Source organism: Pseudomonas sp. CCOS 191 (assembly GCF_001007005.1).
Lineage (GTDB): Bacteria > Pseudomonadota > Gammaproteobacteria > Pseudomonadales > Pseudomonadaceae > Aquipseudomonas > Aquipseudomonas soli.
In genome coordinates, this window is record NZ_LN847264.1 from 5136698 (window position 1) to 5154696 (window position 17999).

General features: G+C 64.6%; 18 protein-coding genes. 9 read left to right on the plus strand and 9 right to left on the minus strand.

What is annotated here, in order from left to right; translation table 11 throughout:
- Positions 1-10 precede the first annotated feature (10 nt).
- Both CCOS191_RS22930 and CCOS191_RS22935 read right to left on the minus strand, forming a co-directional pair.
- Entirely contained in the window at positions 11-484 is a 474-nt protein-coding gene (locus tag CCOS191_RS22930; protein ID WP_046857125.1) for a WbuC family cupin fold metalloprotein, read from the minus strand.
- Between the two features lie 2 nt (positions 485-486).
- Positions 487-1044 (minus strand): hypoxanthine-guanine phosphoribosyltransferase, encoded by a 558-nt coding sequence (locus CCOS191_RS22935; protein ID WP_023630749.1) that lies wholly within the window; start codon positions 1042-1044, stop codon positions 487-489.
- A gap of 165 nt (positions 1045-1209) precedes the next feature.
- Between CCOS191_RS22935 and upp the strand changes: the two genes are divergently transcribed.
- Together upp and CCOS191_RS22945 are read left to right on the plus strand one after the other, a co-directional pair.
- Positions 1210-1848, plus strand: a complete 639-nt coding sequence (gene upp / locus CCOS191_RS22940; protein WP_023630748.1) for a uracil phosphoribosyltransferase — start codon at positions 1210-1212, stop codon at positions 1846-1848.
- A gap of 2 nt (positions 1849-1850) precedes the next feature.
- Positions 1851-3125, plus strand: coding sequence for a uracil-xanthine permease family protein (locus CCOS191_RS22945; RefSeq protein ID WP_038707351.1), 1275 nt, complete (start codon positions 1851-1853; stop codon positions 3123-3125).
- A 52-nt stretch (positions 3126-3177) separates the two neighbouring features.
- On the opposite strand, the gene hemH is transcribed toward CCOS191_RS22945, so the two are convergent.
- Both hemH and CCOS191_RS22955 read right to left on the minus strand, forming a co-directional pair.
- Positions 3178-4191: a ferrochelatase gene (gene hemH / locus CCOS191_RS22950; protein WP_046857126.1), complete on the minus strand. Its 1014-nt coding sequence runs from the start codon at positions 4189-4191 to the stop codon at positions 3178-3180.
- A 13-nt stretch (positions 4192-4204) separates the two neighbouring features.
- The gene (locus CCOS191_RS22955) at positions 4205-5110 is read right to left on the minus strand and encodes a TIGR01777 family oxidoreductase (RefSeq protein WP_046857127.1); all 906 of its coding nucleotides are present in this window, start codon (positions 5108-5110) and stop codon (positions 4205-4207) included.
- Between the two features lie 185 nt (positions 5111-5295).
- On the opposite strand from CCOS191_RS22955, the gene CCOS191_RS22960 reads away from it, so the two are divergent.
- The 5 genes from CCOS191_RS22960 (at position 5296) to CCOS191_RS22980 (ending at position 10355) form a co-directional block, all read left to right on the plus strand.
- A complete protein-coding gene (locus tag CCOS191_RS22960) occupies positions 5296-6282 on the plus strand; it encodes an NAD(P)/FAD-dependent oxidoreductase (RefSeq protein WP_046857128.1) in 987 nt (328 codons plus the stop codon).
- 106 nt (positions 6283-6388) lie between these two features.
- Positions 6389-7354 (plus strand): YbgA family protein, encoded by a 966-nt coding sequence (locus CCOS191_RS22965; protein WP_046857129.1) that lies wholly within the window; start codon positions 6389-6391, stop codon positions 7352-7354.
- Entirely contained in the window at positions 7344-8213 is an 870-nt protein-coding gene (locus CCOS191_RS22970) for a MerR family transcriptional regulator (RefSeq protein ID WP_046857130.1), read from the plus strand. The genes CCOS191_RS22965 and CCOS191_RS22970 overlap by 11 nt, the downstream gene beginning before the upstream one ends.
- 21 nt (positions 8214-8234) lie before the next feature.
- Complete coding sequence (gene phrB / locus CCOS191_RS22975) at positions 8235-9671, plus strand: deoxyribodipyrimidine photo-lyase (RefSeq protein WP_046857131.1); 1437 nt, start codon at positions 8235-8237, stop codon at positions 9669-9671.
- A 3-nt stretch (positions 9672-9674) separates the two neighbouring features.
- A complete protein-coding gene (locus CCOS191_RS22980) occupies positions 9675-10355 on the plus strand; it encodes an SDR family NAD(P)-dependent oxidoreductase (RefSeq protein WP_046857132.1) in 681 nt (226 codons plus the stop codon).
- A 41-nt stretch (positions 10356-10396) separates the two neighbouring features.
- Here CCOS191_RS22980 and murI read toward each other — a convergent pair whose 3' ends face one another.
- From murI to hemA, 5 genes are read right to left on the minus strand one after another with little or no spacing between them, the layout of a single operon-like run.
- Positions 10397-11194, minus strand: a complete 798-nt coding sequence (gene murI, locus CCOS191_RS22985) for a glutamate racemase (protein ID WP_046857133.1) — start codon at positions 11192-11194, stop codon at positions 10397-10399.
- Positions 11187-11942, minus strand: coding sequence for a molybdopterin-synthase adenylyltransferase MoeB (locus CCOS191_RS22990; protein WP_046857134.1), 756 nt, complete (start codon positions 11940-11942; stop codon positions 11187-11189). Before CCOS191_RS22990 ends, murI begins: the two co-directional genes overlap by 8 nt.
- Positions 11936-12766, minus strand: a complete 831-nt coding sequence (prmC, locus tag CCOS191_RS22995; RefSeq protein ID WP_046857135.1) for a peptide chain release factor N(5)-glutamine methyltransferase — start codon at positions 12764-12766, stop codon at positions 11936-11938. The genes CCOS191_RS22990 and prmC overlap by 7 nt, the downstream gene beginning before the upstream one ends.
- A gap of 1 nt (position 12767) precedes the next feature.
- On the minus strand, positions 12768-13850 hold the full coding sequence (gene prfA, locus CCOS191_RS23000) for a peptide chain release factor 1 (protein WP_046857136.1): 1083 nt from the start codon (positions 13848-13850) through the stop codon (positions 12768-12770).
- Entirely contained in the window at positions 13847-15124 is a 1278-nt protein-coding gene (gene hemA, locus CCOS191_RS23005; protein WP_046857137.1) for a glutamyl-tRNA reductase, read from the minus strand. The genes prfA and hemA overlap by 4 nt, the downstream gene beginning before the upstream one ends.
- 839 nt (positions 15125-15963) lie before the next feature.
- On the opposite strand from hemA, the gene CCOS191_RS28070 reads away from it, so the two are divergent.
- Positions 15964-16257, plus strand: coding sequence for a hypothetical protein (locus CCOS191_RS28070; RefSeq protein WP_156177688.1), 294 nt, complete (start codon positions 15964-15966; stop codon positions 16255-16257).
- Between the two features lie 17 nt (positions 16258-16274).
- Positions 16275-17996 carry a tetratricopeptide repeat protein gene (locus CCOS191_RS23010; protein WP_046857138.1) on the plus strand — a complete coding sequence of 574 codons (1722 nt, stop codon included), beginning with the start codon at positions 16275-16277 and terminating at the stop codon, positions 17994-17996.
- Positions 17997-17999: the final 3 nt, after the last annotated feature.

A 17999-nucleotide genomic window follows, 5' to 3' on the forward strand; every position in this document is an offset into this window, starting at 1 on the left:
TGGCGCAGGTTTAATCGAACTGCGCGCGCATCCAGGCGTGATACTCGGCAACGGCCGCTTCACCTTCACGCGGCGCCCAATGAGCGTGCTCCCCCTCGCCCACCGGCCGGTACGGCCCGGCCTTGCACTCGAACATGACGCTGTCGGCCTCGAGCACCACCAGGCCATGGTAGGTGCCAGGCACCAGGTCGACCCCAAGACACTCGCCGCCCGCTTGCAGCACACGTTTGTCGGTGACCTGTCCCAGGTCATCGAAGATCAGCAAACCCAAGCGCCCTTTCAGGACGATCAAGACCTCGGCCTTGTCATCACTCAGGTGCCTGTGCGGTGGAATGTAGGTAGTTGGCTGCAAACCCACCGCCATGCGGTGGCAGGGCTCTTCCATCTGGTGGAAGTTGTGGTGCTGGCGGCCACGCGGACTCTCGGCGGCCTTTTGTGCCAGCCCGACGAACAACGACTGATCGAGGAACGCAGGCTGGCGCATGCTCACATCCCCTTGACGGCGAAGAGGCCGTTGGCGTTGCGCCAGTAACCCTTGTAGTCCATGCCGTAGCCGAAGACATAGCGATCGACGCACGACAAGCCGGTGTAGGTGGCCTTCAGGTCCGGACTGGCCTTGCGGTCGTGGTCCTTGTCGATCAGCACCGCGGTGTGCACGGCGCGGGCGCCGGCGTGCTTGCAGAACTCGATGATGGCGCTGAGGGTGTGCCCTTCGTCGAGGATATCGTCGACGATCAGCACGTCGCGGTCGATGAACGACACTTCCGGCTTGGCCTTCCAGAACAGCTCGCCACCGCTGGTAGTGTTGCGGTAGCGGGTGGCGTGCAGGTACGAGGCTTCAAGCGGGAACTGCAGGTGGGTCAGCAGCTTGCCGGAGAAGATCAGGCCACCGTTCATCACGCAGAAGACCACCGGGTTCTTGTCGTGCAGGTCCTTGCAGATCTGTTTGCCGACCTCGGCGATGGCGGCCTCGACCTCGGCTTCGTTGTACAGGCAATCAGCCTCGCGCATCACTTGACGGATATGCTCGAGATCGGCGGACATGGCGCTCTCCAGGGGGTGCGTTTTGGAAAAGCGGGCAAAGGTACGCATCCGCTCGTCCCAGATCAAGCCTTTATGGACTAACGTGCACAATGACTGCACGACATCAAGGACTGAATAGATTAATCTAGCGCGGTTTTTTTGCCCGCCTCCCGGAGCCCTCCCCCTATGCCTACTCGTGAGATCCGCCATCCGCTGATCCGCCACAAGCTCGGCCTGATGCGCCGTGCCGATATCAGCACCAAGAATTTTCGCGAACTCGCCCAGGAAGTCGGTGCACTGCTGACCTATGAAGCCACCCAGGACCTGCCGCTCGAAACCTACGAGATCGACGGCTGGTGCGGCAAGGTGCAAGTCGAGAAAATCGCCGGCAAGAAGATCACCGTAGTGCCGATCCTGCGCGCCGGCATCGGCATGCTCGACGGCGTGCTCAGCCTGATCCCCGGCGCCAAAGTCAGCGCCGTGGGCGTGGCCCGCAACGAAGAAACCCTCGAGGCCCATACCTACCTCGAGAAGCTCGCGCCGGACATCAACCAGCGCCTGGCCCTGATCATCGACCCGATGCTGGCCACCGGCAACTCGATGGTCGCCACCATCGACCTGCTGAAAAAAGCCGGCTGCAAGGAAATCCGCGCCATGGTCCTGGTCGCGGCGCCCGAAGGCATCGAAGTGGTGGAAAAAGCCCACCCGGACGTGCAGATCTACACCGCCTCGATCGACCAGCGCCTCAACGAGCACGGCTACATCGTGCCGGGCCTGGGTGATGCCGGTGACAAGATCTTCGGCACCAAGCAGAAGGACGCCTGACCATGCAGGACGGCTTCAACGACCCGCTCTGGCGCCAGGTCGTTTCGGGCGCGCAGATGCTCTTCGTGGCATTCGGCGCGCTGGTGCTGATGCCGCTGATCACCGGCCTCGACCCCAACGTGGCACTGTTCACCGCCGGCATCGGCACGCTGCTGTTCCAGCTGGTCACGGGCCGTCAGGTCCCGGTTTTCCTGGCCTCGAGCTTCGCATTCATCACCCCGATCATCCTCGCCAAGGGCCAGTTCGGCCTGGCCGAGACCATGGGCGGCGTCATGGCGGCAGGCTTCGTGTACACCTTCATGGGCCTGATGGTGAAGATCAAGGGCACCGGCTTCATCGACCGCATGTTGCCGCCGGTGGTCATCGGCCCGGTGATCATTTCCATCGGCCTGGCCATGGCGCCGATCGCCGCCAACATGGCGATGGGCAAGGGTGGTGACGGTGCTGCGCTGATGCCGTACAAGACCGCCATGCTGATCTCCATGCCGGCACTGCTGACCACGCTGATCGTGGCCGTGTTCGGCAAAGGCATATTCCGCCTGGTACCGATCATCTCCGGCGTGCTGGTGGGCTTCGCCCTGTCGTTCGCCTTCGGCGTGGTCGACACTGCCAAGATCGCCGCGGCCCCATGGCTGGAACTGCCCAACTTCACTGCGCCAGCCTTCAACTGGCAGGCCATTCTGTTCATCGTGCCCGTGGCCCTGGCCCCGGCGATCGAACACATCGGCGGGGTGATTGCGGTGGGCAGCGTGACCGGCCGCGACTACCTGAAAAAACCCGGCCTGCACCGCACGCTGCTGGGTGACGGCCTGGCCACCACGGCAGCCGGCCTGTTCGGCGGCCCGCCCAACACCACCTACGCCGAAGTGACCGGCGCGGTGATGCTGACCAAGAACTACAACCCGAAGATCATGACCTGGGCGGCGGTATTCGCCATCACCCTGGCCTTCATCGGCAAGTTCGGCGCATTGCTGCAGAGTATTCCGGTGCCGGTGATGGGCGGCATTCTCTGCCTGTTGTTCGGCTCGATCGCCGCGGTGGGCATGAACACCATGATCCGCCACAAGATCGACCTGGCCGAGGCCCGCAACCTGGTGATCGTGTCGGTGACCCTGGTGTTCGGTATCGGCGGCGTACTGATCGGCAGCGGTGACGGCCCGGACGATTGGGGCCTGAAGGGCATCGCCCTGTGCGCCGTGGTGGCCATTGCCCTGAACCTGATCCTGCCGGGCAATGATGGCTGGAAGAACAAGAAGCTGGATGATCAGTTGCCCTGATCGGGCCGCTGCGTTCGTGGGAGCGGGCTAACCTGCTCCCACGAATACTTGGTCAGGCCTTCTCGCACATCTCCGCCAGCACCCTCACCCACTCCGGGTGGTCATTCAGGCACGGCACCAGCACCAGCTCCTTGCCGCCGGCCTCGACGAACTGCTCACTGCCGCGCATGCCGATCTCTTCCAGTGTCTCGATGCAATCGGCGACAAACGCCGGACACATCACCAGCAACTTCTTCACTCCCGCCTTGCCCAGTTCGTCCAGACGCGTTTCGGTGTAGGGCTCGATCCACTTGGCCCGCCCCAGACGCGACTGGAACGATACTGACCACTTGCCCTCCGGGATACCCATCTTCGCAGCGAACGCCCTGGCCGTGGCCAGGCACTGGCCGCGATAACACACCGCGCGCATCTCGGCGCTGGCGTCCTTGCAGCAGTCGGCAGCCTGGAAGTCATGGTTGCCGGTGGGGTCGAGCTTTTTCAGGTGCCGCTCGGGCAAACCGTGGAAGCTAAGCAGCAGGTGATCGTAGTCCTGCTTCAGGTACGGGCGGGCACTGGCGGCCAATGCCTCGATATAGTCGGGATGCTCGTAGAACGGTTGGAGCACGCGGGTCTGCAAGGGCAGCCGACGCTCGGCGATGGTCTGCTTCGCCAGCTCCACCACCGTGGTCACGGTACTGTCGGCGAACTGTGGATAAAGCGGTGCCAACGTCACCTTGCGCACACCTTGCGCGGCCAGGCGCTCGAGCACGTCAGGCAGTGCCGGCTCGCCATAGCGCATGGCGATCTCCACCGGGCCATGGGGCCAATGCTCGAGCATCGCCTGGCGCAGGCGGCGGGTCAGTACCACCAGGGGCGAGCCTTCATCCCACCAGATCGACCCGTAGGCATGGGCCGACTGCTCTGGCCGCTTGATCAGGATCAGCGACACCAGCAACCGCCGCACCGGCCAGGGCAGATCGATCACGTACGGGTCCATCAGGAACTGGTTGAGGTAACGGCGCACGTCGGCCACCGAGGTGGAAGCCGGCGAACCCAGGTTGACCAGCAGCAGGGCATGATCGGTCATGCAGCGTCCTATGTCAGAGGCGGCTGGACAGGTTGTCCAACGCCGATTGCAGATCGTTGAAACGGAACGTGAAGCCCGCCGCCAGCAGACGCACAGGGCGGGCGCGCTGGCCACCGAGCAGTAGCGTCGACAGCTCGCCGAGCCCGGCCTTGAGCAGCAGCGCCGGCATCGGCATGAACGCCGGACGATGCAAGGTACGCCCCAGGCGCTTGGCGAACTCGCGATTGCGCACCGGCTCCGGCGCGCAGGCATTATAGGGACCGCTGGCTTCCTTGTGCTGCATGAGAAAATCAATCAAGGCGATTTGATCATCGATATGCACCCAGGGCATCCACTGCCGGCCATCGCCCAGAGGCCCGCCCAAGCCCAGTTTGTAGGGCAGGCGCAGGCGCGACAAAAAGCCGCCATCGGCTGCCAGCACCAGGCCGGTGCGCACCAGCACCACGCGGATCCCCAATGCCTGGGCACGCAGGGCAGTCTCCTCCCAGGCGATGCACAGCTGGCTGGCGAAGTCCTCCTTCACCGGGGCCGAGCTCTCCGTGAGTTCGCGCTCACCGCCGTCGCCGTACCAGCCTACCGCAGAGCCGGAGATCAGCACCGGCGGGCGCTGTTCGCGGCGCTCCAACCAGGCCAACAGCTGCTCGGTGAGCGCCACCCGGCTGGCCCAGAGCAGGGTCCGCCGCGCCGCAGTCCAGGGTCGATCGGCGATGGGCGCTCCGGCCAGGTTGATGACCGCATCCACTGGGTCGTCCTCGGCGATATCGTCCAGCCGCGCGACGCCACGCACTCCCGTGCCACAGATTTTCGCCACCTGTTCCGGCCTGCGGCTCCAGACCGTCAGGCGATGGCCCTCGCCTAGCCACCGTTGGCACAGGTGTTGGCCGATAAGGCCGGTACCGCCGGTCAGCAATATATGCATGGCTGTGTCCTCACACTTGGCGGCCGTGGTCTATTTTTAAGATCAAGGCACTTTTTTGACCGATCGCTCTCGGATAAACATAGGCCACCTGCCTATCGAGCGGAATAACCTTATACAAACATTGTGCATTGTACAGGTTTGCCTGGCAGCGTACGCTGCGTAAAGCTAGGTTCGAAGAGGCCATCATGACAGTACCCATCGCCATCATCGGAGCCGGTATCGCCGGCCTGTCCGCAGCCCAGGCCCTGCAGAAGGCCGGGCAGACCGTCCACCTGTTCGACAAGGGCCATGGCAGCGGAGGCCGCATGGCCAGCAAGCGCAGCGAGGCCGGGGCCCTCGACCTGGGCGCGCAGTACTTCACCGCTCGTGACCGGCGCTTCGTCGAACAGGTCCAGCACTGGGTCGCCTCGGGCTGGGCCGAACAGTGGAAACCGCAGCTGTACAACTACCGCGATGGCGAACTGACGCCCTCCCCCGACGAACAGCTGCGCTGGGTCGGCGTGCCGCGCATGAGCGCCATCACCCGTGGCCTGCTCAAGGATGTCACGGTCAACTTCGGCTGCCGCATCGCCGAGGTATTTCGCGGCAAGCAGTACTGGCACCTGCAGGACACCGAAGGCTGCAGCCATGGGCCGTTCAGCCGCGTGGTGATCGCCGTGCCGGCCCCTCAGGCCACACCGTTGCTGGCGGCCGCGCCGAAACTCGCGGCGGTTGCCGCCGGGGTGCAGATGGAGCCGACCTGGGCCATCGCCCTGGGCTTCGAGACACCACTCGACACCCCGATGCAGGGCTGCTTCGTCCAGGACAACCCGCTCGACTGGCTGGCGCGCAACCGCAGCAAGCCAGGCCGTGACGAGCAACTCGACACCTGGGTGTTGCATGCCACCTCCAGCTGGAGCAGGCAGCATATCGACCTGGCCAAGGAAGAAGTGATCGAGCAGCTGCGGGGTGAGTTCGCCGAACTGGTCGGGTGCGTGGTACCCGCGCCAACCTTTGCCCTCGCCCACCGCTGGCTCTACGCTCGCCCCACCAGCAACCATGAGTGGGGCACGCTGGCCGATGCCGACCTGGGCCTGTACGCCTGTGGCGACTGGTGCCTGTCCGGGCGCGTCGAGGGCGCCTGGCTCAGCGGCCAGGAAGCCGCCAGGCGCTTGCTGGAGCATCTGGATTAGTCGCTCATAAAACCTGTACAAAAAATTTTGCTTGTATAAGTTTGCATCTGTGCTGAAATTGCCTTGTACAAATCGTGCTGCCTGTACAAGTCATTCGGAGACAGTGATGAACGCTCCCTCGCCCAACGGCAAGCCGCGCCTGGCCATCAGCGCCTGCCTGACCGGCCTCAACGTGCGCTACAACGCCGGCCACAAGGCCTCCAGCCTGTGCCTCGACCTGCTCGACAAGCACTTTGACTGGGTGCCATTGTGCCCCGAAGTCGCCATCGGCCTGGGCACCCCGCGCGAACCCATCCGCCTGGTGGGGGACCCTGAACATCCGGCAGTCACCGGCACGCGCAACAGCACCACCGACCTTGCCGGCCCACTGCGCGCCTACGGTGAGCAGATGGCCGGCGAACTGGACGATATCTGCGGCTATATCTTCATGCAGAAGTCACCGTCCTGTGGCCTCGAACGAGTCAAGGTGTACCAGGAAGACGGCCACCCGGCTCATCATGGTCGCGGTGTCTATGCCGCGGCCTTCTGCGCCCTGCGCCCGGACCTGCCGGTCGAGGAAGAAGGTCGCCTGCACGACCCGGTACTGCGGGAAAATTTCATCGCCCGCGTGTATGCCTATGCCGACTGGCAGCAACAGCTGCGCCAGGGCCTGAGCCGCGGCGCCCTGATTCGCTTCCATGCCCGCTACAAGTACCTGCTCATGGCCCACAATCCCCAGGCGTACCGCACCCTTGGCCGCCTGCTTGGCAACATGCGCCGCGACGACGATCCGCAGCAGCTCGGCCCGCGCTACTTCAGCCAGTTGATGCAGGCCCTGCGCCGATGCGCCAGCCGCGGCACCCACGGCAATGTGCTGCAGCACCTGAGCGGCTATCTGCGCAACGACCTGGGCCAGGGCGACAAGGCCGAGCTGCAGCAGGTCATTGGCCAGTACCAGAGAGGCGTGGTGCCGCTGGTGGTCCCATTGACCCTGCTCAAGCACCATTTGCGCTGCCATCCCGACCCTTACCTGCTGCAACAGGCCTACCTGCAACCCCACCCGGAAGACCTTGGACTACGCAATGCCATCTGACGAGTTGCTGCCCATCGGCGAGGTAGCCCGGCTCACCGGCGTCAACCCGGTCACCTTGCGCGCCTGGGAACGTCGCTACGGCCTGATCAAGCCTCAGCGCACACCCAAGGGCCATCGCCTCTATCCACAAGACCAGGTGCAACGGGTCCAGGCCGCGCTGCGCTGGCTGGAGCGCGGCGCTGCAATCAGCCAAGTGCGCGAGCTGCTGGACAACACGCAGAGCACTGCGCCACCCCTCCAGGGCGAATGGGGCGAACGTATCGAGCAACTGATCACGGCAATCGCTCGCCTTGCCCAGCGCCCCCTGGACCAACTGTTGAATCAGGTGATGGCCCTCTACCCTGCCGTAACCGTGTGCGAGCGCCTGCTCTTGCCGCTGTTGGAGTCCCTCACCTTGCGCTGGCAAACCCATTTCGACGCACGCCTGGAGCAGGTGTTCTTCCAGACCTGGCTGCGCAGCAAGCTAGGAGCGCGGGTCTATCACGACGGTCACTCGCTAACCGGGTCCTGCGTATTGCTTGCCCGAACCGACGATACCCCCTTCGACCCCGAGTTCTGGCTCTGTGCCTGGCTGCTGAGCAGCAATGGTCACCCCTTGGAAATTCTCGAGTGGTCGGTCGAGCCTCGCCAGTTGCGCCTGGCCGTGGAGCGGCTTCAGCCCCAAGCGCTGCTGCTGCACCTCGGGCGCCGCCCCGACCTCGCCGCACTGGGCCGCTTGCTGAAGGGAATCTCTGTGAGGAAACTCCTGGGCGGCGGCCCGGTTACTCTCCATGAGGCCGAGCTACGCGCATTGTCGCTTACCGACCTGTACCTGTTCGACAGCCCGCAAGCCGCCTTGCGCGGCCTACAACAACCCTGACCAACCTTGGGCTCGTATTCCATGCAATTGATATGGCTACGCAGTGACCTGCGTGTGGACGATAACACCGCTCTCGCGGCCGCCTGCCAGCGCGGCCCGACCGTGGCCCTGTGGGTCGCCAGCCCTGGCCAGTGGCTGGCTCATGACGACGCACCCTGCAAAGTCGACTTCTGGCTGCGCAACCTGCGGTTGCTGCGCCAGTCACTCGCGGCGCTGAATATTCCGCTATTGATTCGCCAAGTCGATACGTGGGCAGACGCCCCGCAATGCGTGCTCGATGTCTGCCGCCAGCACAGCATCGAGGCCGTGCACTGGAACGAGGAATACGGCATCAACGAGACCCGGCGCGACGAAGCGACTCGGAACCTGCTGCAACAGGCAGGAATCGGCGCTACCGCCCACCTCGACCAGTTGCTGTTCAGGCCCGGTAGCGTAATGACCCGCGGTGGCCAGTATTTCCAGGTCTTCAGCCAGTTCAAACGGGTCTGCCTGGAACATCTGCACCGCAGCCTCCCCTCTCTCCTTCCACCTGTACTTCGCCAAGAGGCGCTGGGTATTCACGGCGACGTCATACCCGAGCATATCGACGGCTTCGAGGCACCTTCCGACGCACTGCGCCAGCACTGGCCCGCCGGTGAGGATGAAGCACGGCAGCGGTTGCAACACTTCATCGACGAAACCGTCGAGGACTACGCGCAACTGCGCGACCTGCCCGCCCGGGCCGGTACCAGCCAGCTTTCGCCTTACCTGGCTGCGGGTGTGGTCTCGCCACGTCAGTGCCTGCACGCGGCCCTTGGGAGCAACCGGGGTGAATTCGACAGTGGCAGCGTCGGCGTGCAGACCTGGGTCAACGAGCTGCTGTGGCGCGAGTTCTACAAACACACGCTGGTGGGCTATCCCCGGGTCTCGCGGCATCGCGCCTTCCGTCCGCACACCGAGGCGCTACCCTGGCGCAATGCGCCTGCCGACCTGCAGGCCTGGGAGGAAGGCCGCACCGGCTTCCCTATCATCGATGCCGCCATGCGTCAGTTGCTGGACACCGGCTGGATGCACAACCGGTTGCGCATGATCGTCGCCATGTTTCTCAGCAAGAACCTGCTGATCGACTGGCGGCATGGCGAGCGGCATTTCATGCGCCACCTGATAGACGGCGATCTGGCCGCCAACAACGGCGGCTGGCAGTGGAGTGCCTCTACAGGCACTGACGCAGTGCCCTATTTCCGCATTTTCAATCCTGTTACCCAGTCACAGCGCTTCGACCCGAAGGGTGTGTTCATTCGTCGATGGCTGCCGGAATTGAAGGACAGGGACGATAAATCGATTCACTACCCGGTGAAATCTGCCGATCTATTTGCTACTAATAATTACTCGGGCCCGATAGTCGATCTCGATAGCAGTCGCCAACGCGCATTGGAAGCCTTCAAAAGCTTGTCCAGCTGGCAGGATCAGGGGGCATAGAGCATGACACGTCGTTTCTGGATTACGGGTGCCAGCCACGGACTTGGCCTGGCCTTGGTGGAACAGTTGCTCGCGAGTGGGCAACAGGTTGCCGCCAGTGGCAGGGATAGCCAGGAACTGGACAACTTGAGCCAGCGCCACGGTGGGCACCTGATGCGCCTTGGGGACGACTTGGCGGGCGCCGCCCAGCGCCTATCGAGCCGCTGGAGCGCGCTGGATTGCCTGATCATCAATGCCGGGACCTGCGATTACCTGCCGGCCGATGTGGCGGATGCGCAACTGTTCGAACAGATCGTCAGCAGCAACCTGCGCGCCACCGAACAGTGTCTGGTCGGCGCATTGGCGCATCTGGCCAAAGGTGACCAACCCCAGGTCATGGCCGTTCTCAGCCGTTACTCGGCATTGCAGTTGTACGAGCCGAACCAGCCAGCCAATGGCAGCAACAGCCTGCCACAGTGGCTCCGCCTGCAGCGTCCCGCCCTGAAGGCGCTGGGTATCGACCTGACCGTCGCGGCGCCACAGTCGCTGAAAGGTCCGGTGACCTCGGCACAGGTCATTCCGGAGCCCTGGACGGCGCAAAGTGCTGCGCAGGAGTTGCTGGCACGCCTGGGTCAGCGTCAACCCGAACTGGTGCTTGAGGTTCTCGAGCCAGGCGAGTTGTGGCCGCTACCGAAGCACAGCTGATACATGCAAGTGCGGGCTTGCCCGCTCCTGCATGGGGTAGCTCAAGGCAGGAAGCGCTGCACGTTGCCAGGCTGATGCCATAACAGCGGCAAGACCTTCTGCAGGCGGTCGGGCTCCCCACTGCTCCAGAATGCGGTCGCCTGCGCCGGGCCCTCGCCGAGCAGCCCGCGCGCGTCCAGCAACCTATGCAGTTGGCGCGCCACGGCAGCCCCGGTGTCGATGATCGCCACCTGAGCAGGCACCATTTCGGCCAGCATTGGCCGCAGGAAGGGGTAGTGGGTGCAGCCCAGGATCAAAGTGTCACAGCCAGCCGCCAGTAACGGTTTCACATAGCCCGAGAGCAATTGGCGCAGTTGTTCGCTGAACAGATCGCCCGCCTCGATACGCTCGACCAGCCCGGGGCAAGGCTGGGTGACCACCCGCACATCATTGGCGAAACGGTCGAGCAAGGCGGCGAACTTGGCGCTCTGCAGGGTGCCGGTGGTCGCCAGCACACCGACCACGCCGGAACGGGTCGCCGCCGCCGCCGGCTTGACTGCCGGCTCCATGCCCACCAGAGGCCAGTCCGGATACAACTCACGCAGGTCGGCCACCGCTGCCACGGTGGCGGTGTTGCACGCCAGCACCATGGCCTTGGCGCCCTGTTCGTGGAAAAAACCGGCGATATGCCGCAGGCGCTGGCGAATGTAGTCCGGCGATTTCTCGCCATACGGCACATGGCCGCTGTCGGCCACGTACAACAAGGACTCGCTGGGCAGCAGGCGCTGGATTTCGGCCAGCACCGACAAGCCGCCGACGCCGGAGTCCATCACGCCCACCGGCGCCGTGCGCTCAGCCATGGCGCGTGGCGCACACGGCGCAGGCCGGATCACGCTTGACCCGCAGCTCGCGCATGCGCGTGCTCAAGGCGTCGATCAGCAACAGGCGACCCACCAGTGGCTCGCCAAAACCTGCCAGCAGCTTCAGGGCCTCCAGTGCCTGCAGGCTACCGACCAGCCCTACCAACGGGCCGATCACCCCGGCCTCGCTGCAAGTCAGTTCGGCTTCGCTGCCATGGCCATACAGGCAGTGGTAGCAGGGGCTGGTGTCGCGCCGTGTGTCGAATACCGACAACTGGCCCTCAAGGCGGATCGCCGCGCCGCTGACCAGCGGTTTGCCAGCGGCGACGCAGGCGGCGTTGACCGCCTCGCGGGTGCCGAAGTTGTCGGAGCAGTCCAGCACCACGTCGACTGCCGCCACTGCGGCAGCCAGCGAATCCTCGTCCAGCGCCTGCCGATGGGCAATCAGGCTGACTTGCGGGTTGATCGCCTGCAGACGCCTGATAGCCGAATCGACCTTGCTCATGCCGACGCTGTCGCTGTCGTGGATCACCTGGCGCTGCAGGTTGGTCAGGTCGACGGTGTCGAAATCGGCCAGGTGCAGCTCACCGACACCCGCCGCGGCGAGGTACAGCGCCACCGGCGAGCCCAGCCCGCCGAGGCCGATGACCAGGGCCTTACCGTGTTTCAGGCGCAACTGGCCGTCGATATCCACCTGCGACAGCAGGATCTGTCGGCTGTAGCGCAACAGTTCCTGGTCGCTCAGCATGGCAGGCGCCCCAGGCTGATGCGTTCATGGCCACCCAGGTCAACGCGGCTGACCACCTCGGTGAAGCCGCCGATCACCAGCAATTCACGAACCGCGGCGGCTTGATCGTAGCCATGTTCGAGCAGCAGCCAGCCACCAGGCAACAGATGCCCTGGCGCCTGGGCGACGATCACGCGCAGATCGTCCAGCCCGTCTTCACCGGCCACCAACGCGCTACTGGGCTCGAAACGCACGTCACCGGCCACCAGATGCGGATCGGCGGCGCGGATATAGGGCGGGTTGCTGAGGATCAGGTCAAAGCGCTCACCGGCGAGGGCGTCGAACCAGTGGCTGGCACGCACCTGGACATTGCCCAGGCCCAGGCGCTGGCGGTTGCGCTCGGCCAGGGCCACGGCCTCGTCGATACGGTCCACCGCCACCACCTGCCAACCAGGACACTCGCTGGCCAGGGCCAGGGCGATAGCCCCGGTGCCGGTGCCCAGGTCGAGTACTCGGGCGGGCTTGGGCGAAACCAGCTCCAGGGCGGTTTCCACCAGCAGTTCGGTGTCCGGCCGCGGGATCAGCGTGTGCGGCGCCACCTCCAGGTCCAGCTTCCAGAACCCCTGCTGGCCGAGGATATAGGCCACCGGTTCACCGGCGCGACGGCGCTCGAGGTAGCCGGCGAAGGCGGCTGCCGCCTCGCTGCTGACGATGCGCTCGGGCCAGGTGTGCAGGTAGCTGCGCGACTTGCCCAGGGCCGCGGCCAGGAGCAACTCGGCGTCCAGCCGTTCGGTCGGCGAGTCGGGCAACTGTGCATTGCGCAACAAGCTGGCGATGATGGTCATCTCAGTCCCCCAGGGCAGCCAGCTGATCGGCCTGGTATTCGGCCAGCAACGGTTCGATCACCGCGTCCACGCCACCGGCGAGAATATCGTCGAGCGAGTAAAGGGTGAGGTTGATGCGGTGGTCGGTGACCCGGCCCTGAGGATAATTGTAGGTACGGATGCGTTCAGAGCGGTCGCCCGAGCCGACCAGCAGCTTGCGCTCGCTGGCGATGGCGTTCTGCGCGGCGCTGGTCTGCATGTCGTTGAGCTTGGCCGAGAGCCAGGACATGGCGCGGGCACGGTTCTTGTGCTGCGAACGTTCTTCCTGGCACTCGACCACGATGCCGGTGGGCAAGTGGGTGATACGGATCGCCGAATCGGTCTTGTTGACGTGCTGGCCGCCGGCACCGGATGCGCGGTAGGTGTCCACGCGCAGGTCGGCCGGGTTGATCTCGATCGCCACCTGCTCGTCGGGCTCGGGCAACACCGCCACGGTGCAGGCGGAGGTATGGATACGGCCTTGCGACTCGGTTTCCGGCACACGCTGCACACGGTGCGCGCCGGACTCGAACTTCAGCTTGCCGTAGACGCTGTCCCCTTCGACCCGGGCAATGATCTCCTTGTAGCCACCGTGCTCGCCTTCGTTCTCGGAGAGGATCTCCAGGCGCCAGCCGCGCTTTTCGGCATAGCGCGAATACATGCGGAACAGGTCGCCGGAGAAGATCGCCGCCTCGTCGCCACCGGTGCCGGCACGGATTTCCAGGAACACGTTGCGCCCGTCGTTGGGGTCCTTGGGCAGCAGCATGCGCTGCAGCGTCGACTCAAGACCGATCAATTGCTCCTTCGCCTCGCGCACCTCCTCGACCGCCATCTCGCGCAGATCGGGGTCGGCGTCCTTGAGCAGCGCCTGGGCACCTTCAAGGTCGTCCTGGACCTTGCGCCACTCTTTATAGGCCCCGATGACCGGTTCCACTTCGGCATATTCGCGGGAATAGGCGCGAAAGCGCGTCTGGTCGGAAATGACTTCGGCATCACCGAGCAGCGCGGTGAGTTCCTCGAAGCGGTCCTGGAGCGTGTCCAGTTTGTTCAGCAGCGACGCTTTCATTGCGGGGTTTTGTCCGTCGAGCCCTCGTCGAGGGCGAAGAGTTCCTGGGCCATGGCCAGCGCATCGAGGCGGCCTTCGGCGGAGAGCTTTTTCAGTTGCACGCTGGGTGCATGCAACAGCTTGTTGGTCAGGCCCCGGGCCAGCTGCATGAGCACGTCCTCGGGGTTGCCGCCGTTGGCCAGCAGGCGCTGGGCCTTTTGCAGTTCCTCGTCGCGCAGGCGCTCGCTCTGCTGGCGGTAGGCCTTGAGCACGTCCACCGCCGCCAGCTCGCGCAGGCGCACCATGAAATCGTCCGCGCCCGCCGATACCAGTTCCTCGGCGGCCTGGGCCGCGCCCTGGCGGCTCTTGAGGTTTTCCGCGACCACTTCATGCAAGTCGTCGACGGTATAGAGGTAGACGTCATCCAGCTCGCCGACCTGCGGCTCGATGTCTCGCGGCACGGCGATGTCGACCATGAAGATCGGCTTGTGCCGGCGCTGTTTCAGCGCACTCTCCACCGCGCCCTTGCCCAGGATCGGCAACTGGCTGGCGGTGGAACTGATGACGATGTCGCTGTTGGCCAGCTCCTGCGGGATGTCCGCCAGCAGCACCGCATGGGCACCGAACTGCTCGGCGAGGATACTGGCGCGCTCCAGGGTACGGTTGGCCACGACGATACGCCGCACACCCTGCTCGTGCAGGTGGCGGGCGACCAGGGTGATGGTCTCGCCGGCGCCGATCAGCAACGCCTGGCTGCGGCCCAGGTCGGAGAAGATCTGTTTGGCCAGGCTGACCGCGGCAAACGCCACTGACACCGGGTTCTCGCCGATGGCGGTATCGGTGCGCACCTGCTTGGCGGCACTGAAGGTGGCCTGGAACAGGCGCCCAAGCAGCGGCCCGACAGTGCCGGCCTCGCGCGCCACGGCGTAGGCCGACTTCATCTGGCCGAGGATCTGCGGCTCGCCGAGCACCAGCGAATCGAGGCCGGAGGCCACGCGCATCATGTGCCGGACCGCGTCGTGCTCCTCGTGGACATAGGCGCTGGCGCGCAGCTCGTCGAGGCTCAGCTGATGATAGTCGGCCAGCCATTGCAGCACGGCATCGGCGGCAAGGTGGTCCTGTTCTATATAGAGTTCGCTACGGTTGCAGGTCGACAGGATCGCCGCTTCGCGGCTGGCGGTCAGTCGGCACAGCTGCTGCAGGGCATCGACCAGCTGCTCGGGCGTAAACGCCACGCGCTCGCGTACGTCTACCGAGGCAGTCTTATGGTTGATACCAAGGGCAAGAAAGGCCATGCAAGATCGCTGGTTGGGACGTGAAGCCGATAATTGTCCTACTTCGCAGGTTTTAGAACAACCACCGTTCGCTATTGTGCCAATGCGGCGTGCCTATCACCCGGCACCGCTACCCATCCCTGCCGTTGCCGTTGCCGTTGCCGTTGCCGTTGCCGTTGCCGTTGCCGTTGCCGATCGAGAGTTTATCCCATAGTCCACTAGCGACAGCTGCGTCAGCCCAGGCGCCGCCCGTAACTTCGCGACTTCAGGAGGCCGAACGCAGGCCTTGCGGAGGGAGGTGACGGGCATGGATGCCCGTCAAGCGCTGCGCCCCAGGATGGGGCGTTCAGCGCGGTCCTCCCGGGAGCAAGGCCGGAGTGAGGGAACCCGGAGCGAAGCGGAGGGCCGGATGAATGGAGCGCAGCGTTTTTTGGTTACTTTTTGTCGCGTTTGACAAAAAGTGACTCGCCGTAAGGGCGAAAAGGTGACTATGCGTCGACATCGTAAATGAATGCGCTTGCACCTGTAGAAACCCGCGCCGACCGATTTTGACTTTGACTTTGACTTTGACTTTGACTTTCAGAGCGTGGGTTTTGAAAGTTATACGCTCATTCATTGGCGATGGCGACGCATAGTCACCTTTCCGCCCTTACGGCGGGTTACTTTGGACGGCCAAAGTAACCAAAGCCGCCCGGCTCCATTCATCCGGCCCCTACGCTTCGCTCCGGGGTCCCCTCACTCCGGCCTTGCTCCCGGGAGGACCGCGCTGAACGCCCCATCCTGGGGCGCAGCGCTTGACGGGCATCCATGCCCGTCACCTCCCTCCGCAAGACCTGCGTTCGGCCTCCTGAAGTCGCATTTTGCGTTGCCTGAACTACCGCGCACCTAGAAGCAAAAGCAAAAGCAAAAACAAGGGCAAGGGCAAGGGCAAGGGCAAGGGCAAGGGCAAGGGCAAGGGCAAGGGCAAGGGCAAGGGCAAGGGCAAGGGCAAGGGCAAGGGCAAGGGCAAGGGCAAGGGCAGGATGCCGCAAGGCCGTTACGAACCACCACGGCCATACATTGTCCCTATACTCCGAAGCGCCGCTTCACACCACGACCTTCGCAGGTGGGTTTGCCATCGCGCTTGTGTCATCATGCTCCGACCGCCGGTTTAGCCTCTTTATAAGCCCCTATGAACAAATCCTACGCATTGCTGCTTGCCCTCGCCCTGCTTCAAGGCTGCCAGAGCCTGGCCCCGAAGACGGACGTTCAGACGCCCGCCGCCGACGCCGGCAAGAGCGCGGAAAAGCCCGTGGTGTACGGATCGTTCAAGCAGGACACCCTGTACAGCCTGCTGGTGGCGGAACTGGCTGGCCAGCGCAACCGCTTCGACATCGCCCTGGCCAACTACGTTGATCAGGCCGAGAAGACCCAGGACCCGGCTGTCTCCGAACGCGCCTATCGCATCGCCGAGTACCTGGGCGCCGACGAACCGGCCCTGGACACCGCGCTGATCTGGGCCCGCAACGACCCGCAGAACCTCGACGCCCAGCGCGCCGCCGCCATCCAGTTGGCACGCGCCGGGCGTTACGACGACTCCATGACTTATATGGAGAAGGTGCTGCAAGGCCAGGGCGATACCCATTTCGACTTCCTCGCCCTGTCGGCCGCCGAGACCGACCAGCATACCCGCGACGGCTTGATGCAAAGCTTCGACCGCCTGCTGGTGAAGTACCCCGAGAACAGCCAGCTGGTGTTTGGCAAGGCCTTGCTGCTGAACCAGGATGACAAGCCGCAACAGGCACTCGACCTGCTCGAGGCCCACCCGCCACAGAATGGCGAGATCGCCCCGGTGCTGCTGCGCGCCCGCCTGCTGCAGGCCCTGGACCGCGGTCCGGAGGCCCTGCCGCTGCTGCGCGGCGCGATCCGCGACAACCCCGAAGACAAGCGCCTGCGCCTGACCTACGCGCGCACCCTGGTCGAGCAGGACCGCATCGACGACGCCAAGGCCGAGTTCGAGAGCCTGCTCCAGCAATACCCGGAAGACGACGAGATCCGCTACTCGCTGGCCCTGGTATGCCTGGAGACCAAGCACTGGGACGAGGCCGAAGGCTATCTGCAGGAACTGGTCGAGCGTGACGCCAATGTCGATGCCGCCCACCTCAACCTCGGCCGTATCCGTGAAGAACGCAGCCAGCCGGCCGCCGCCCTGCGCGAGTACGCCCTGGTCGGCCCCGGCCCGGACTACCTGCCGGCACAACTGCGCCAGGCCGATATCCTGATTGCCAACGGCCGCAGCGCCGAAGCCTCGAAACTGCTCGCCGAGGCCCGCGAGGCGCAGCCGGACTACGCCATCCAGCTGTACCTGATCGAGGCCGAGAGCCTGGGCAACAACGGCAAGGAAGCCCAGGCTTCCCAAGTGCTGGAGCAGGCGATAAAGCGCTACCCCGACGACCTCAACCTGCTCTACACCCGGGCCATGCTGGCCGAGAAGCGCAACGACCTGGCGCAGATGGAAAAAGACCTGCGCGCCATCATCGCCCGCGAGCCGGAAAACGCCATGGCCCTCAACGCCCTGGGCTACACCCTGGCCGACCGCACCACCCGCTACGGCGAAGCCAAGGCGCTGATCGAAAAAGCCCACCAGCTCACCCCAGACGACCCGGCCGTGCTCGACAGCCTGGGCTGGATCGCCTATCGCACGGGCAACCTCGAGGAAGCCGAGCGCCAGCTGCGCCTGGCCTTCGAACGCTTCCCCGATCATGAAGTCGCCGCCCACCTGGGCGAAGTCCTCTGGGCCAACGGCAAACGCCGCGAAGCCCGCCAAGTCTGGGCCAAGGGCTTCGAAGCCCAGGCCGACAGCCCCATCCTGCGCAAGACCCTCCTGCGCCTGACCGGATCCGAGAGCCTGTAAACC

What these genes read in the sequence shown, in the direction of transcription:
- CCOS191_RS22930 (WP_046857125.1), bottom strand. Translation starts at nt 484, where the DNA reads ATGCGCCAGCCTGCGTTCCTCGATCAGTCGTTGTTCGTCGGGCTGGCA.
- CCOS191_RS22935 (WP_023630749.1), bottom strand. Translation starts at nt 1,044, where the DNA reads ATGTCCGCCGATCTCGAGCATATCCGTCAAGTGATGCGCGAGGCTGAT.
- upp (WP_023630748.1), top strand. Translation starts at nt 1,210, where the DNA reads ATGCCTACTCGTGAGATCCGCCATCCGCTGATCCGCCACAAGCTCGGC.
- CCOS191_RS22945 (WP_038707351.1), top strand. Translation starts at nt 1,851, where the DNA reads ATGCAGGACGGCTTCAACGACCCGCTCTGGCGCCAGGTCGTTTCGGGC.
- hemH (WP_046857126.1), bottom strand. Translation starts at nt 4,191, where the DNA reads ATGACCGATCATGCCCTGCTGCTGGTCAACCTGGGTTCGCCGGCTTCC.
- CCOS191_RS22955 (WP_046857127.1), bottom strand. Translation starts at nt 5,110, where the DNA reads ATGCATATATTGCTGACCGGCGGTACCGGCCTTATCGGCCAACACCTG.
- CCOS191_RS22960 (WP_046857128.1), top strand. Translation starts at nt 5,296, where the DNA reads ATGACAGTACCCATCGCCATCATCGGAGCCGGTATCGCCGGCCTGTCC.
- CCOS191_RS22965 (WP_046857129.1), top strand. Translation starts at nt 6,389, where the DNA reads ATGAACGCTCCCTCGCCCAACGGCAAGCCGCGCCTGGCCATCAGCGCC.
- CCOS191_RS22970 (WP_046857130.1), top strand. Translation starts at nt 7,344, where the DNA reads ATGCCATCTGACGAGTTGCTGCCCATCGGCGAGGTAGCCCGGCTCACC.
- phrB (WP_046857131.1), top strand. Translation starts at nt 8,235, where the DNA reads ATGCAATTGATATGGCTACGCAGTGACCTGCGTGTGGACGATAACACC.
- CCOS191_RS22980 (WP_046857132.1), top strand. Translation starts at nt 9,675, where the DNA reads ATGACACGTCGTTTCTGGATTACGGGTGCCAGCCACGGACTTGGCCTG.
- murI (WP_046857133.1), bottom strand. Translation starts at nt 11,194, where the DNA reads ATGGCTGAGCGCACGGCGCCGGTGGGCGTGATGGACTCCGGCGTCGGC.
- CCOS191_RS22990 (WP_046857134.1), bottom strand. Translation starts at nt 11,942, where the DNA reads ATGCTGAGCGACCAGGAACTGTTGCGCTACAGCCGACAGATCCTGCTG.
- prmC (WP_046857135.1), bottom strand. Translation starts at nt 12,766, where the DNA reads ATGACCATCATCGCCAGCTTGTTGCGCAATGCACAGTTGCCCGACTCG.
- prfA (WP_046857136.1), bottom strand. Translation starts at nt 13,850, where the DNA reads ATGAAAGCGTCGCTGCTGAACAAACTGGACACGCTCCAGGACCGCTTC.
- hemA (WP_046857137.1), bottom strand. Translation starts at nt 15,124, where the DNA reads ATGGCCTTTCTTGCCCTTGGTATCAACCATAAGACTGCCTCGGTAGAC.
- CCOS191_RS23010 (WP_046857138.1), top strand. Translation starts at nt 16,275, where the DNA reads ATGAACAAATCCTACGCATTGCTGCTTGCCCTCGCCCTGCTTCAAGGC.